The sequence below is a fragment of the Micromonospora sp. CA-111912 genome (assembly GCF_050948415.1).
In the GTDB taxonomy this organism is placed as follows: Bacteria; Actinomycetota; Actinomycetes; order Mycobacteriales; family Micromonosporaceae; genus Micromonospora.
In genome coordinates this window covers 7,220,933-7,235,537 of sequence record NZ_CP192007.1, presented here as the reverse complement: position 1 = coordinate 7,235,537, position 14,605 = coordinate 7,220,933, and the positions used below count along the sequence as shown (strand labels likewise).

The following is a 14,605-nucleotide window of genomic DNA, read 5'->3' as shown; positions in this document are numbered from 1 at the left end:
CGTCGTGCCACCCCCTCGCCTCTGCTCCCGACCGCCGCTGGTCCAGCCCGAACGGCTGACCGGTCGTCGTTATCCACAAGTTATCCACAGCCTGTGTACCGACCGATTGTGGCCTCCCGCCAGATGCGGGTCGGACCTGCCCCCTGTCTGGGCGGGCGCTGAAGCGGGTTCCACCGTGCCGAACGATTCACTACCTTGTCCGGTCTTGCCTGCCGCCGCCAATCGGCTGCCGGCGCGGACCGCAAACGCGCACGCTAACAGCGGGGGGCGGGGCCCATCAACCGTCACCGCGTGGCACCCTTGTCGGCATCAGTGAAAACCACCGCTTCGGTCGCGCTCGCGGCCTGGCGGAGCCGTCGTACGAGGTGTTTGACGGTCATTGCCCCCCTGCGTAGGCTGGAGCGGCTGCTCTACCGCCCTCTGCTAGGGTGGTGCGTGCTTGCTGTCCGCGGTCGTCCTCCCCGCATAGTCGGGGTCCCGCGCCCTCGGGCAGCACCGATCGGGGCCACCGCCGAGGGTGGCCTGGACCACCACACGACCCCTGCGGTCCTACGCGCGGGGCGTATGAAAACGGAGAGCCTGACGTGAGTAAGCGCACCTACCAGCCGAACAACCGCCGGCGCGCGAAGACCCACGGCTTCCGGCTGCGCATGCGCACCCGGGCCGGCCGCGCCATCCTCTCGACCCGTCGTTCCAAGGGCCGCACCCGCCTGTCGGCCTGAGGCCGACCGGTCCGGTCCGGGGGACGTGGGCAGTCGTGCTGGCGGCCGCGCAACGACTGCGGCGCAGCAGCGACTTCGCCGCAGCGGTCCGGGCTGGCCGTCGAGCCGGCCGAGGCTCGCTCGTCGTCCACCTGACGCTGCCCGCCACACCCGGCCCCACCATCGATACCTCGCCGAAGCCGGCGCGGACCCCCGGTGCGGAGGAAACCTCCGTACCGACCCGCGCCGGCTTCGTCGTGTCCAAGGCCGTCGGCCCCGCCGTGGTCCGTAACACGGTCCGGCGTCGGCTGCGGCATCTGGTCCGCGAGCGGCTGGCGGCCCTGCCGGCCGGCAGCATCCTGGTGGTCCGCGCGTTGCCGGCCGCAGCCGAGGCGTCGTACGCCCGGCTCGGGGCCGACCTCGACGGGGCGCTCGCCACCGCCCGCACACCCCGGGGGCGGCGGTCCCGATGAGCAGCGGTTCCGCCGCGCCACGGCCGACGAGCCCGGGTGCCCGGGTGCTGACCTGGCCCATCGTCGCGTACCGTCGTTGGATCAGCCCGGCGCTGCCGGCCCGCTGTCGGTTCTACCCATCGTGCAGTGCATACGCCCTCGAGGCGGTCTCCCGGCACGGCGCGCTCCGGGGAGTCGGCCTGACGGTCCTGCGGTTGTCGCGCTGCCACCCCTTTCACCCAGGTGGATACGACCCGGTGCCCGAGCCGGGCGGTCGCCGCCGTGCCGATGTGACTGGAGCCTGAGAATTGTTCAGTCTGGACTGGATCTACTACGCGATCTCGTGGATCCTGCTGACCTGGCACTCGGCCTGGGATGCCATCGGCGTGCCGGTCAACGCGGTGATCGGTACGAACTGGTCCTGGATCCTGGCCATCATCTTCCTGGTGGTCACCGTCCGGGTGATCCTGTTCCCCGTCTTCGTCAAGCAGATCAAGTCCCAGCGGGCCATGCAGGCGCTCCAGCCCAAGGTGAAGGAGCTCCAGGAGAAGCACAAGGGTGACCGGGAGACGCTCCAGAAGGAGATGATGGAGCTCTATCGGAAGGAAAAGGCCAACCCGCTCATGGGCTGCCTTCCGATGTTCCTCCAGATCCCGGTCTTCCTCGGTCTCTTCCACGTGCTGCGCCGCCTCGACCCGGGGAAGAGCGAGAACAACAAGACCCTCTACGGCTGGGCGGTCGACCAGTTCAACAGCGCCTCCAGCGCCAAGATCTTCACCGCGCCGATCGCCGGCAAGTTCGGCTCCACCGCCGACGAGTTGGCGGCGCTGAACGCCAACGGCACCACCGTGAAGGTGATCGCCGGCATTCTGGTCCTGATCATGATGGGCACCACCTACCTCACCAGCCGCCAGATGATCCTCAAGACCGGCTGGGCGGAGGACCCGCAGCAAAAGATGATCCAGCGCCTGATGCTCTACGGCATCCCGCTGTCGCTGCTCGTCTCGGGTGCGATCTTCCCGATCGGTGTGATCATCTACTGGGTCACCAACAACATGTTCACCCTCGGCCAGCAGCAGTGGGTACTGCGCAAGTACCCGCCGCCGCCCACCCCGGGCCGCACCGGTGGCCCCGCGTCCCGCGGGCCGGTCCAGCCGGCCAAGAAGACCGGCGGGCTGCTCGGCCGCAAGGCCGCCCCGGCCCCGGTCAAGCAGGCCCCGTCCGCCCCGAAGATCGCTGGCCCCAAGCCGGGCGCCAAGCCGGTCAACCCGAAGAAGGGCGGCCCGGCCAAGCGTCAGGGCTGATCCTCCCGCCGTCCGCCGCCGGCCCGGCCTGCGGCGGACGGGCCGGCCCCGTGGCAGCCGCCCCCAAGGCAGGCGCCGGGCCGGAACCGCCGCGCCTAGCGCGGACACGGGCGAGATTGGCCCGTACAGACGTGCCCAGGGCACCGGCGATCTCCCACCGGACCCGGGAAACCAGCGGACCCGACGGTCCGGCCGAGCGAGTACGGAGATGAGACCGTGACCGAGACCAGCATCCCCAGCGCTGACCAGTCCGTGGACGAGGAGAGCGCACCGATCGAGGCCACCGACGACACCGAGGCGGAGGAGGGCGAGGCCGGCTCGGGCACGCGGGAGAAGAAGGCACCGGCCGAGAGCGAGCTGTTCCGGCAGAGCGAGATCGCTGCCGACTACGTCGAGGGGCTGCTCGACATCCTCGACTACGACGGGGACATCGACGAGCTGGTGTCCGGTGGCCGCCCGGTGGTCGAGGTGGTCGGCGACGGGCTGCAGAACCTGGTCGGTCAGCGCGGCGCCACCGTGGAGGCGCTCCAGGAGCTGGCCCGGCTGGCGGTGTTCCGGCAGACCGGCACCCCGAGCCGGCTGCTGCTCGACGTCGGTGGCTACCGGGCCAACCGCCGCAAGGAGCTCGCCGCCGTCGCCAAGAACGCGGTGGAGAAGGTCAAGGAGTACGGCGAGCCGGTGCGGCTGGAGCCGATGTCCGCGTTCGAGCGCAAGTGCGTCCACGACGTCGTCAACGCGATGAGTGGGGTGGAGAGCGAGTCCGAGGGCGTCGAGCCGAACCGCCGCATCATCGTCCAGCCGGCGGACTGATCGGGTGGCACACGACGACACCACGGCTGACGCCGTGACCGGCCCGGGTGGCACGCCGCCCGGGCCGTCGCCTGTCGGGTCCCGCCAACGCGCCGACGCGCCGGACCCTAACGACGTGCCGGGCCCAAGCAACGTGTCAGATCGGAACGAAGTGCTGGACCGGAGCGACGTGTCAGATCGGAACGAAGTGCTGGACCGGAGCGACGTGCCGGACCCGGCCGTCGGGCTGGACTTCACCGACGGGTCGGACCCGGCCGTTGCGGTGTTGCCGCCGGAGTTGGCTGAGGCGGCGCGTTCCCTCTTCGGCGACCGGCTCGACCTCGCCGCAGCGTATGCGGAGGTGCTCGCCACCGACGGCGTGCTCCGGGGCCTGATTGGGCCGCGCGAGGCACCACGGATCTGGGAGCGGCACCTGCTGAACTGCGCTGCGGTAGCGGAGCGCATCCCGGAGGGCGCGTCGGTGCTGGACGTCGGTTCCGGCGCGGGTCTGCCCGGCCTGGTACTCGCGATCGCGCGCCCCGATCTGACCATAACGCTGGTCGAGCCGCTGGCCCGGCGTACCTCGTTCCTCGTCGAGGTCGTCGAGAGGCTGGGTCTGACGAAGGCCGTCCGGGTGTTCCGGGGCCGGGCTGAGGAGGCGTCGACGGGGTCCACCGGTGTCGGGCCGTTCCGCGCGGAGATCGTCACCGCGCGAGCGGTCGCCCCACTCGATCGGCTCTCCGCCTGGTGCCTACCGCTGGTGGCGCCTGGCGGACGCCTGTTGGCGGTGAAGGGATCGTCCGCCGGCGACGAGATCGCCGCGCATGCCAAGGCGGTTGCCAAACTGGGCGGGGGTGAGCCCAAGGTGCACCACTGCGGGGTCGGGGTGATCGAGCCGCCCGCGACGGTGGTGGAGATTGTTCGGGAGCGGGTCGTGAATCAGCCGAGGGTCAAGCCCGCGGCGAAGCGGACACGTGGTGGGTTGCGCCGGGGTCGCTGATCCGACTTCCCTGACTCTCCGCCGGCTTCCCACCGCAGGTCGCGTCGTTGATAGTGAGACGGGTGTTCGGTGGTCTGAAGAACCCGACGTGGACTGGCCACGTCTGTCCGCCGTAGGCTGGCCGCGCGTCGATAGTGTGGAGCGGGTGGCATCTGCGCCCCGGGGGACCCCGGCCGCTTCCGCCGGGCCGTAGGCTCCGTGGTGCGACGAGCGTGGCCAAGACGACGGGGTGCGGACCGACCATCCGGAGCGGGCAGGGATGACAGGTGCATGACGACGGCAGGTACGACGATCCACGGGTGACGACCGGCCGCAGGGGGCACTCTGCGGCCGACCCCGTTTCACGTGAAACCGACCAGCGTGATCGGGCCACTCACCCCCCGGACCCGGGCTCGCCGTCAGCCGACTGCGATCCGGCGGTTCGCCGCGACGCGCCGACCGACTCGGGTGACACCCCGCATTCCGTGGGAAGGTCCGGCACGGTCTACGGTGCGAGCCGCCCCGAGGAACTGGCCGTCGCCAAGCGCGCCGCAGCGGAACAGCGCGACACCGCGGTGCCCGTCCGGTTCGAGCCGTCGCACTCGGCCGTGGCTGCTGTTCCCCGACATCCCGCACCTGGTGCGGTGCCCGATGCGACCCCTGGAGTCGCTGTTCCTGTCGACACGCCGGATCCGCCGGCCGGGGCCTTCGGGGCCGATCCGGCGGATGCCGCGTACGTTTCACGTGAAACCCCGACGCGCGAAGAGGATGACCCACCGTTGGCTATGGAGGCTATGCGCGCCGTGCAGATCCTTAATCCGAGTGGCGAGGTGACCATGCCCCGCCCCGAGCGGACCCGGGTGATGTGCGTCGCCAACCAGAAGGGCGGCGTGGGTAAGACCACGACCACGGTGAACCTGGCGGTGGCGCTCGCCCTGCACGGAAACCGGGTCCTCGTGGTCGACCTCGACCCGCAGGGCAATGCGTCGACCGGGCTGAGTGTCCCGCACCATACCGGGGTCCCGGACGTCTACGACTGCTTGATTAACAGCGTGCCGCTGGAGGAGGTGGCCCAGGGCGTCGAGGGCATCCCCAATCTGTGGTGCGTGCCGGCCACTATCGACCTGGCCGGTGCCGAGATCGAGCTGGTGTCGGTGGTTGCCCGAGAGTCTCGCCTGGTCCGGGCAATCGCCGCCTACCCCGGGCACTTCGACTACGTCTTCATCGACTGCCCGCCCTCGCTCGGCCTGCTCACCGTCAACGCGCTGGTGGCCGCGCAGGAGGTGCTGATTCCGATTCAGTGCGAGTACTACGCGCTGGAAGGACTTAACCAGTTGATCAACAACATCAACCTGGTCCGTCAGCACCTCAACCCGCGGCTGGAGGTCTCCACCATCCTGCTCACCATGTACGACCGGCGTACCCGGCTGGCCGACGCGGTGGAGCAGGACGTCCGGAACCACTTCGGCGACAAGGTGCTCCAGGCGGTCATCCCCCGGAACGTCCGCGTCTCGGAGGCTCCGAGCTACGGCCAGTCGGTGGTGACCTACGATCCCGGTTCACGGGGGGCGACGAGCTATTTCGAGGCCGCCCAGGAAATCGCCGAGCGTGGGGTCAAGGCACCGGTGAGCCGGAATGTGTAGTGCGGACAAGTCGCTGGGAGGCGTCGTATGAAGAACCGTCCTCGGGGCGGACTGGGTCGGGGTCTCGGTGCCCTGATTCCCACCGGTCCGGTCCAGCCCGCCGGAACGATGACGGCGACGCCTGAGGTCGGGGAACGCGCCGCCCAGGTTCCGCCGGCGATCGCCGGGCCCGCAGCGACCGAACCGATGGCGGCGCCGGAGCCGGTGGTGACCGAGTCCGAACTGATGGGGCCCGAGCCGACGGAGCCCGAGCTTCAGCTCAGCCCGGTGCCGGGCGCCCGGTTCGCCGAGATCTCGGTCGACGCGATCATGCCCAACCCGAAGCAGCCCCGCCAGGTCTTCGACGAGGAGGCGCTGGAGGAACTGAAGACCTCCATCCAGGAGGTCGGTTTCCTCCAGCCGATCGTGGTGCGGGCGCTGGACGGCGAGAAGTACGAACTCGTCATGGGTGAGCGCCGGTGGCGGGCCGCACAAGCGGTCGGTCGGGAGAACATCCCGGCGATCATCAGGGACACCCGCGATGACGCCATGCTCCGGGACGCGCTGCTGGAGAACATTCATCGGGCCAACCTCAACCCCCTGGAGGAGGCAGCCGCCTACCAGCAACTGCTGGAGGAGTTCGGCGCGACCCACGAGGAACTGGCCCGGCGGATCGGCCGCAGCCGACCGCAGATCTCCAACACCATCCGACTGCTGAACCTGCCCGCCCCGGTGCAGCGGCGGGTCGCTGCCGGGGTGCTCTCCGCCGGTCACGCCCGGGCACTGCTGAGCCTGGACGAGGCGGAGGCGCAGGAGCAACTGGCGCTGCGTATCGTCGCCGAAGGGCTGTCCGTCCGGGCCACCGAGGAGATCGTTGCGCTCGCGCTGGCGGACGGCCCGACCAAGAGCCCTGCCGCGAAGCGACGGACCAAGCCGCACGCCCCCGCCCTGACCGATCTTGCGGACCGGCTATCCGACCGGTTCGACACCCGCGTGAAGGTGGACATCGGACGCAGCAAGGGCAAGATCACGATCGAGTTTGCCACGGTCGACGACCTCGAAAGGATCGTCGGCCTCATCGGGGTCGGCCAGGAGGAAGCCGAGGACTGACCCGAATTGGACCCCGGCCGCGCCATCCGTGCAGGACGGCGCGGCCGGATTGTCTTCCGGCCCTCCCGGTACGGAAGGCGCCACCGTAATCACAGGCCACGCAACAACCGCAGCAGGCGGCCGGCTACGGTCAGCCTCGCCGCAGCGGCCCGGGTCGACTCGGACCTGCCCTGCCCGCCCGGGAGTGCTCGGCGTGGACTGAGGCGAGGACATGGAGCCTTGGAGAAGCCGGTGCGTGTGTTGCGGGGCTGAGCCTCGCGATGGCGGGACCTGGTGGCCGGTGAACCGGTGCGACGCGGGTTCGAACGCGGACGACAGATCAGCCCTCTGTGTGGGCTCCTACGGGCATGACCGGCGTAACGCGGTCCCGGGGGTGGCCGGGATCAGTTACGAGGCCCCACGGCCGACAGGAAGCCCGCCCTGATGGTAGGGGCGACGACGCGGTGGCTCGAAACCAATCGCGTGTGCCCGGTAGCGCCGGGGCAACGTTCCACGTGAAACGTCCGCTACGCCCGGCGGGTGCCGTCAGGCATGCGGGCCGGGGCGCCCCAGCCCGCCGGATCCCTGCGGCCACACCGCCATGGCAGCCCTCTTTAAGCGTGGCCTGCCTACCGCCGCCAACGCGCCCACAGTCGTGGCTCCGGCGCCATCGGTGTGCGGACTGGAGGGCGCGAACGGGCGTCCCGGCGACGCCCCGTTCCACGCCATCCCGTTCACGACGAGGGGGCCCGTCGTGAACGGAGCCGGTCTCCGCCGACGCGACCGCTCAGGCCCTGCCTCTGGGCGCAGGTGCGCCTGCGGGACGAAGCGCCGCCCGGGTGGACGGGCCCGTTTCACGTGAAACGGGCCCACGTGAAACGGGCCCGTTGCGGTGGGGCCTTCGACGGGTGAGTCACATCGGTCGACGGCGGCGTGGTGGCCCCACGAGGCCGGATCCGGCGACTGGAGGCGGGCGGGGCTCGCTGCCGTGACTCCGGGCCGGACCGGCCGGGACCGAGGAGCGGCACATGCGTCTGCCGAGGCGGGACTAGCAGCAGAGGGGGCAGGGCTGAGGGGCTGGGCGCCGGCGGTGGAGCGGCGATCGGGGCCAGAGCCGAAGGTCGGGGTCCGGCCAGTACGGGCGGCCACGAGAAGGCGAGAGTCGACGCGCCCGGGTCCAGTCAGTCCGTGTGGGTCGGAGCGACTCGGATCGTCACCGTCGGTTTCACGTGGAACCGGATGGGCCGACGAGCAGGACGCCCGCCGGCGGGACGCATCGGCACCCCCGGTGCGGCGTTGCGTCCGGGCGGCATCCACAGTCGGTCCGGTCCCTGGGAGCGCGCCAGGTCGGACGGGCGCACCGTGTGGTGCCATGTCATCGGGCTCGCTCGTGGGCCCCAGCCGGCTCGACGCCCGCCGCGGTGCGGGACTCCAGTTCGCGCTGCCGTGCCCGGACTCTGTCCCGCCGCCGGAGGCGACGCGGCGGCATTCCGGCCGACCCTGCCACTCCCCTCCCGAGCGACCTGTTCCTTCGGGGAATAGCCACCGAGCCGGGCGAAGCCACGGAAGTCAACTTGCCGGGGCGGAGCGGATCACGGCGGAGACGCCCATGGCCGGCGGAGGCCGGGGGGCCGACCGGTCGTCGAGGTAGCGTCGCGGCGGCCCGGTTCCGCGTTCGGCCGCAGCACCGCGATAGACCTCGCCCACCAGAACACGCCCCCCTCGGCTCGTCCCGCGTGCCCCGGATGGGCCTCGAAGGGCTCACATTTTGGTGGCTGGGCCAGCGACCCATCGCTCTTCGGTTCGTTAGGTACGAGGGAACCGGAGGGCTGTGTACAACTTTGCTGCCGAGCCGTGAAGTTATCCACAGCGGTTTTCCACAGGCACCCCCCGTTTCACGTGAAACCCCGCGTGAAACGCGGTGCCAGCCTGTGGATGACGCGGGGTGGTGATGGCCTCGGGGGCCTGTGGATAACGTGTGGACAGCCGATGCGTTGTCGAGCCGGAGCGGGCTGACCGGAGCGGGAGCGAGCGGCTGTGGCCGGCCCGGCGTACCCGAGGGCGGGCGAATCAGGTAGGGACAGCCGCGGCTCGCTCGGTTAGGGTCAGCGTCGTGCACGACACCCCTCCCTCAGTTCCCGATTTCACCTCCTGGCCCTCGTTCCCCTTCGAAGGCGACCTTCAGGTCAAGCACCTCGACGCCCCGGTCGCGGTGGAGCCCCCACGCAAGGGCGAGGGAGCTCAGGAATGCACGGCGTGTGGTGCGCCGGATGACGCGTACATCTGGGTCGGCGAGCGTTGGCGGGTTCGGGCCATGGACCGGCCGACCGGGCTGCCGATGGTGCTGATCCTGGAGACCCGTTCCCACCTCGACCTCGGCGACCTGCCCAACCTTCTCGCCGCCGAACTGGGCGTGATGACGGTCCGGCTGGAACGGGCCATCCGCTCCCTCGACGGCGTCGCGCGGGTCCACGTCAACCGCTGGGGTGACGGGTCCGCCCACCTGCACCTGTGGTTCCTGGCCCGGCCGTACGGGCGACTCCAGCTCCGGGGCACGTTCCTGTCGCTGTGGGACTCGATCCTTCCGCCCATCTCCGAGGAACAGTGGCGGGAGAACCTGGCCCTGGTGGCCGCCTGGCTGGCCGATTTCGGCGGCCGCCCGCTGGCCGAGCCGCCCCGCATCCAGTGGCAGGCGCCGTCGAGCATCGCCGCGCAGTCGTCCGCCCCCACCCTGACCTTGGACGAGGACGACACGATCGGGGTGATCGAAGCGGCAGAGGAGATCCCGGAGCCGGACGGCGGGGAGGGCACCGCAGCCCTGCCGAACGACAAGCCGACCGTTGAGCCCGGACGCCACTGACTCCGCGCAGCGGACCGACGCGCGGGAAGGTCAGGCGGGGCGGGAAGGTCAGACGGGACGGGCGGCGGCCCGGCTCACCAACGACCCGAGCAGCCGGCCGAAGTCCAGACCGGCAGCCTGCACCGCGAGCGGCAGCAGCGACGTCTCCGTCATCCCCGGCGAGACGTTGACCTCCAGAACGTGCGGCTGGCCTTCCGCGTCCACGATGAGGTCGACCCGGGACAGGTCGCGCAGCCCGAGCGCGGTGTGCGCGGCCACGGCCACCTCGGCCACCGTGGCCGCGACCTCCGGGCCCAGCCGGGCCGGGGCGTGCCAGGTGGTCCGGCCTGCGGTGTACCGCGCCGCGTAGTCGTACACGCCGTTGCGGGGCACGATCTCCACGGCGGGCAGCGCCTGCGGCCCCTCCCCGAGGTCGACCACCGAGACGGCCACGTCCATGCCGGGGACGTACCGCTCGACGAGCGCCGTCGAGTCGTACGCGAAACAGCCGACCATCGCGGCCGGCAGCGATGCCGCCTCCCGGACCACGGCGGCACCCAGCCCGGAACCGCCCTGCGCCGGCTTCACCATCAGCGGCAGGCCCAGCCGGTCGACGATCCTGTCCAGCACCGCGACCGCGCCCAGCTCGGAGAATCGGTCGTGCGGCAGCGCCACCCAGTCGGGGGTGGGGATGCCGGCCTCCCGAAGCACCGCCTTGGCCGACGGTTTGTCCCACGCCAGCCGGGACGCTCGGGCGTCACAGCCGACGTATGGGACGTCGCAGAGGTCGAGCACGCCGCGCAGCGAGCCGTCCTCGCCGGTGGCGCCGTGCAGGGCGATCACCACGGCGTCGGGCGGGTCGGCGACCAGCGCCGGCAGCAGGGCGATGTCGGCGTCCCGCAGTTCCGCCTCCACCCCGACGGCCCGGAGCGCGTCGAGCACCCGGCGGCCGGACCGGAGGGAGACGTCCCGCTCATAGGAGAGCCCGCCGGCGAGCACCAGCACGTGGGGTTCGGCGGCGGCGGGGTCGGTCACGGTGATGCGCTCGGCAGGGGTCGAAGCCATGCCGGAATCATGCCAAGTCGGGTCCCGGCGCGTCCGCGCCGGCCTGCCCGCGTCGCACCTCGGGACGGTTGACCGTGCCGAACACCCGGCGCATGGCGATGTCCTGCTCCATCACGCCGGCCAGCCGACGCACGCCCTCCCGGATCCGCTCGGGTGACGGGAAGGAGAAGTTCAGCCGCATGTTGCCGGTGCCGGTGCCGTCGGCGTAGAAGCCGGTGCCGGGCACGTACGCCACCCGTGCCGCGATGGCCCGCGGCATCATCGCCTTCGAGTCCAGGCCCTCGGGCAGCGTCGCCCAGACGAACAGGCCACCGGCGGGCTTGGTCCAGGTGGTGCCGGCGGGCATCAGGTCGTCCAGGGCCTCCAGCATTGCGTCCCGGCGCTCCCGGTAGACCTCCCGGTAGACCTTGAGCTGCTCCCGCCACGGCATCGTGCTCAGGTAGGTCGAGACGGCGGCCTGGGCGTACCCGCTGGGGCAGAGGATCTGCGCCTCGCTGGCGATCACCAGCTTGTCGCGCACGGCGTGCGGGGCCAGGATCCAGCCCACCCGCAAACCCGGGGCGAAGGTTTTGGAGAAGGTGCTCAGGTAGAACACCCCGTCGCGGCGGCGGGCCCGCAGCGGGCGCGGGGCGTCACCCTCGAAACCGAGCTGCCCGTACGGGTCGTCCTCGACCACCAGCAGGCCGGCGCGTTCGCAGATGTCCAGCACCCGTTCGCGTCGTTCCTCGCTGAGCGTCACGCCCGTCGGGTTCTGGTACGTCGGGATCGTGTAGAGGAACTTCACCCGCCGGCCGGCGCGGGCCAACTCCGCGACGGCGACCTCCAGCGCCTCCGGGATCAGCCCGTCGTCGTCCATCGGCACGTGTACCACCTGGGCCTGGGCGGCCTGGAACACCCCGAGCGCGCCGACGTAGGTCGGCCCCTCGGCGAGCACCACGTCACCCGGGTCGAGGAAGAGCCGGGCCACCAGATCGAGCGCCTGCTGGCCGCCGACGGTGACCACCACGTCCTCCGGCGACGCCCCGCAGGCCGCGTCGATGCCGGAGAGGGCCATCACCTCGCAGATCCGTTCGCGCAGCTCCAGGGTGCCCTGGCCGATGCCGTACTGGAGGGTGGTGGCTCCGTGCTCGGAGCCGAGCCGGCCGAGCATCTCGCCCACGGCGTCCAGCGGCAGGGCGGCGATGTAGGGTGCGCCTCCGGCGAGGGAGACCACCTCCGGCCGGCTGGCCACCGCGAACAGCGCACGGATCTCCGAGGCGGTCATGCCCCGGACGCGCCGGGCGTACCGGTCGGTGTAGTCGTCGAGCGTCGTGCCGGTCATGACATCACCTCGATCGCGTGTCGGGCGGCTCCCGCCTGCCCGGGGTACCCGGGACGCCGCAGACCATGACGGCGCGGGACGCAGATGCCCGATGGTAGTCCGGTTGGCGACGATCGGTGCCACGACGTGACCCCCGAGTCCATATCCCGGACCGGTGGACCGGCCGGCGGGGCACCCCGGGTGCATTCGCGCGTCCCCTCCCGTAGCGTCGTCAGTCGGCGTACGATCGCTCGTCGGGGGTCCGAGGTGGCGTCGTTGCGCGCCGGTCTCGCCTCCGAGCCTATTGTGGGGATGCGCCAATGTCGCGACGTCTGGTCAGCTTGACCCTCGACACCCTCGAAGACCTGCCCCGCACCTGCCGGCAGTGCGTCTACTGGGAGCTCGATCCGGTGTCCGCCGACCGAGCCTGCGCGGCTGGCGACCCGGGGCTGGAGAAGGAGGCCTGGGTCTCCCAGACACTGCTGGAGTGGGGCTCCTGCGGCAAGCTCGCGTACGTCGACGGCATGCCCGCCGGCTTCGTCATGTACGCGCCGCCGGCGTACGTGCCCCGCGCGATGGCGTTCCCCACCTCGCCCGTCTCCGCCGACGCGGCGCTGCTGATGACCGCGTACGTGGTCGCTCCCTTCGCCGGTGGCGGGCTCGGCCGGATGCTCGTGCAGGGCGTGGCCCGGGACCTCACCAAGCGGGGGATCAAGGCGATCGAGGCGTTCGGCGACGCGAAGTTCGGCGACGACGGCGACCCGCCCGGCAGCTGTGTCGCCCCCGCCGACTACTTCCTCTCGGTGGGCTTCAAGACGGTCCGCGCGCACCCACGCTATCCCCGGCTGCGGTTGGAACTGCGTACCGCGCTGAGCTGGAAGTCCGACGTCGAGTACGCCCTGGAGAAGCTGCTCGGCTCGATGAGCCCGGAGACCCTGCTCCGGCCGGTCCGGCCCGCCCCGGCCACCCGTTCCACCAGCGGCTGACGCCGCACCAACGCGGTCACCGCCGCGCGGGCGCCCCGGCCGGTCGAGAGCCGCGCGGGCGCCCCGGCCGGTCGGGAATCGTGCAGGCGGACGTCCGGGGCCGGCCCCGCTCAAGTTGCTCGGCAGCGGACCGGGCCGGAATCAGGCAGTCGCCACCCGGCCGGCCGCGACCGCCGCGCGCAGTTCGCTGACGTCGATCGAGCCGGTGGGCACGTCCCGCTCGACCGGGAAGTACATCCGCTGGACGGCGGCCACGATCGCCTCGACGATCCGGTCCCGGAAGCGCGGGTCGATCAGCCGCCCACGGTCCGCCGGGGAGGTCAGGTAGCCCACCTCCACCCGTACCGCCGGCATCCGGGTCAGCCTGAGCAGGTCCCACGTCTTGGCGTGGGTCCGGCAGTCCCGCAGCCCCGTCCGGGCCACGATCTCCCGCTGTACCAGCCCGGCCAGCCGCTCACCGGTGGCCGAGGTGACCCCGTTGTCGGTGCCGTAGTGGTAGGTCGCCACGCCCTCGGCCTCCGGATTGGCGTGCCCGTCGGTGTGCAGCGAGATGAACACGTCCGCGCCCAGGGAGTTGGCCAGCTGCGCCCGCTCGATGTCGGGCAGGCAGCTCCCCGGCGCCGGCCCCCGGGTCAGCTGCACCCGCACCCCGGAAGCGGCGAGCCGCCCCTCCAGCCTGCTGGCCAGGTCGTGCACCAGGTCGGACTCGGTCCAGCGCAGTGGCCCGTCCGGCACCACCACCCCCGGGTCGGTGCCGCCGTGCCCCGGGTCGATGACCACGATCCGGCCGACCAGGGCCGGGCCGGTCTGCCGGATCGCGTCGGACTCGCGCAGCCACTGCGGCCGGCCGCCCACCACCTTGCGCCCCAGGCGACGCAGCGCCCCCATGGTGTACGGGCCGCAGGAGCCGTCCGGCTTGAGCCCCATCTCCCGCTGGAACTGGGCCACCGCCCGGGAGGTGCGCACGCCGTAGATGGCGTCGGCGCGACCCACGTCGTATCCCATCTCCAGCAGGCGTTCCTGCAGCGATCGGACGTCCTCGCCGATCAGCGGCTCCGGCACCGCGTGGTACAGGGTCCGCGCGCCGAGCCGCCAGCGGGCGGCGTCCAGAGCGCGCCACGTCTCCGCGCCGACCCGCCCGTCCACGCTGAGCCCTCGGGACTGCTGGAACGCCCGGACCGCGCGCTCGGTCGCGGCGTCGAAATCGTCGTCGTCTCCCGTGGGCGCCGAGGGGAGCAGGTCGAGGCCGGTCAGCACACCGCGGATCTCGGTCACCGCCGGTCCCCGGTCACCGGGTCGGATCGGACGCACGCTCGACCCCCTTCGCACGGTTGCCGGCCCGTCGTCCCGCGACGCCGGAGGCGGGCCTACGACCCGGACGGCGACGGGGCGCGGCGTGGCCGACCATCGGGCGCCCCCTGGTTGAGAGGCTATGCGGTCCGGCCCGTCGAGGTGCGGTGTCCGCGCAGGTCAAGGGCC

The 14,605-nt window shown here is 71.7% G+C and carries 13 protein-coding genes; 10 read left to right on the top strand and 3 right to left on the bottom strand.

The features are described 5' to 3' along the window. Positions 1–584: 584 nt before the first annotated feature. The 9 genes from rpmH (at position 585) to ACQPZO_RS30985 (ending at position 9,796) form a co-directional block, all read left to right on the top strand. Positions 585–722 (top strand): 50S ribosomal protein L34, encoded by a 138-nt coding sequence (gene rpmH / locus ACQPZO_RS31025; protein WP_088959667.1) that lies wholly within the window; start codon positions 585–587, stop codon positions 720–722. A 35-nt stretch (positions 723–757) separates the two neighbouring features. After that, positions 758–1,174, top strand: a complete 417-nt coding sequence (gene rnpA, locus ACQPZO_RS31020; protein WP_433345841.1) for a ribonuclease P protein component — start codon at positions 758–760, stop codon at positions 1,172–1,174. Continuing rightward, on the top strand, positions 1,171–1,458 hold the full coding sequence (gene yidD, locus ACQPZO_RS31015) for a membrane protein insertion efficiency factor YidD (protein WP_387022277.1): 288 nt from the start codon (positions 1,171–1,173) through the stop codon (positions 1,456–1,458). The genes rnpA and yidD overlap by 4 nt, the downstream gene beginning before the upstream one ends. Before the next feature lie 3 nt (positions 1,459–1,461). Then, positions 1,462–2,457, top strand: a complete 996-nt coding sequence (yidC, locus tag ACQPZO_RS31010) for a membrane protein insertase YidC (protein WP_433345839.1) — start codon at positions 1,462–1,464, stop codon at positions 2,455–2,457. A gap of 216 nt (positions 2,458–2,673) precedes the next feature. Then, complete coding sequence (locus ACQPZO_RS31005; RefSeq protein WP_433345837.1) at positions 2,674–3,267, top strand: protein jag; 594 nt, start codon at positions 2,674–2,676, stop codon at positions 3,265–3,267. A 226-nt stretch (positions 3,268–3,493) separates the two neighbouring features. After that, positions 3,494–4,246 carry a 16S rRNA (guanine(527)-N(7))-methyltransferase RsmG gene (gene rsmG / locus ACQPZO_RS31000; RefSeq protein WP_433351380.1) on the top strand — a complete coding sequence of 251 codons (753 nt, stop codon included), beginning with the start codon at positions 3,494–3,496 and terminating at the stop codon, positions 4,244–4,246. Between the two features lie 266 nt (positions 4,247–4,512). Next, positions 4,513–5,868 (top strand): AAA family ATPase, encoded by a 1,356-nt coding sequence (locus ACQPZO_RS30995; protein ID WP_433345835.1) that lies wholly within the window; start codon positions 4,513–4,515, stop codon positions 5,866–5,868. A gap of 27 nt (positions 5,869–5,895) precedes the next feature. Beyond that, positions 5,896–6,957, top strand: a complete 1,062-nt coding sequence (locus ACQPZO_RS30990) for a ParB/RepB/Spo0J family partition protein (protein WP_433345833.1) — start codon at positions 5,896–5,898, stop codon at positions 6,955–6,957. A gap of 2,092 nt (positions 6,958–9,049) precedes the next feature. Continuing rightward, positions 9,050–9,796, top strand: a complete 747-nt coding sequence (locus ACQPZO_RS30985) for a hypothetical protein (protein ID WP_433345831.1) — start codon at positions 9,050–9,052, stop codon at positions 9,794–9,796. A 48-nt stretch (positions 9,797–9,844) separates the two neighbouring features. Here ACQPZO_RS30985 and ACQPZO_RS30980 read toward each other — a convergent pair whose 3' ends face one another. Further along, a complete protein-coding gene (locus tag ACQPZO_RS30980) occupies positions 9,845–10,840 on the bottom strand; it encodes a D-alanine--D-alanine ligase family protein (protein WP_433345829.1) in 996 nt (331 codons plus the stop codon). 7 nt (positions 10,841–10,847) lie between these two features. Then, a complete protein-coding gene (locus ACQPZO_RS30975) occupies positions 10,848–12,161 on the bottom strand; it encodes a PLP-dependent aminotransferase family protein (protein WP_433345827.1) in 1,314 nt (437 codons plus the stop codon). Between the two features lie 299 nt (positions 12,162–12,460). Here ACQPZO_RS30975 and ACQPZO_RS30970 point away from each other — a divergent pair, with 299 nt between their 5' ends. Then, positions 12,461–13,126, top strand: a complete 666-nt coding sequence (locus tag ACQPZO_RS30970) for a GNAT family N-acetyltransferase (protein ID WP_405115131.1) — start codon at positions 12,461–12,463, stop codon at positions 13,124–13,126. A gap of 141 nt (positions 13,127–13,267) precedes the next feature. Here ACQPZO_RS30970 and ACQPZO_RS30965 read toward each other — a convergent pair whose 3' ends face one another. Beyond that, complete coding sequence (locus ACQPZO_RS30965) at positions 13,268–14,437, bottom strand: N-acetylmuramoyl-L-alanine amidase (RefSeq protein ID WP_433345825.1); 1,170 nt, start codon at positions 14,435–14,437, stop codon at positions 13,268–13,270. Between the last annotated feature and the right edge of the window lie 168 nt (positions 14,438–14,605).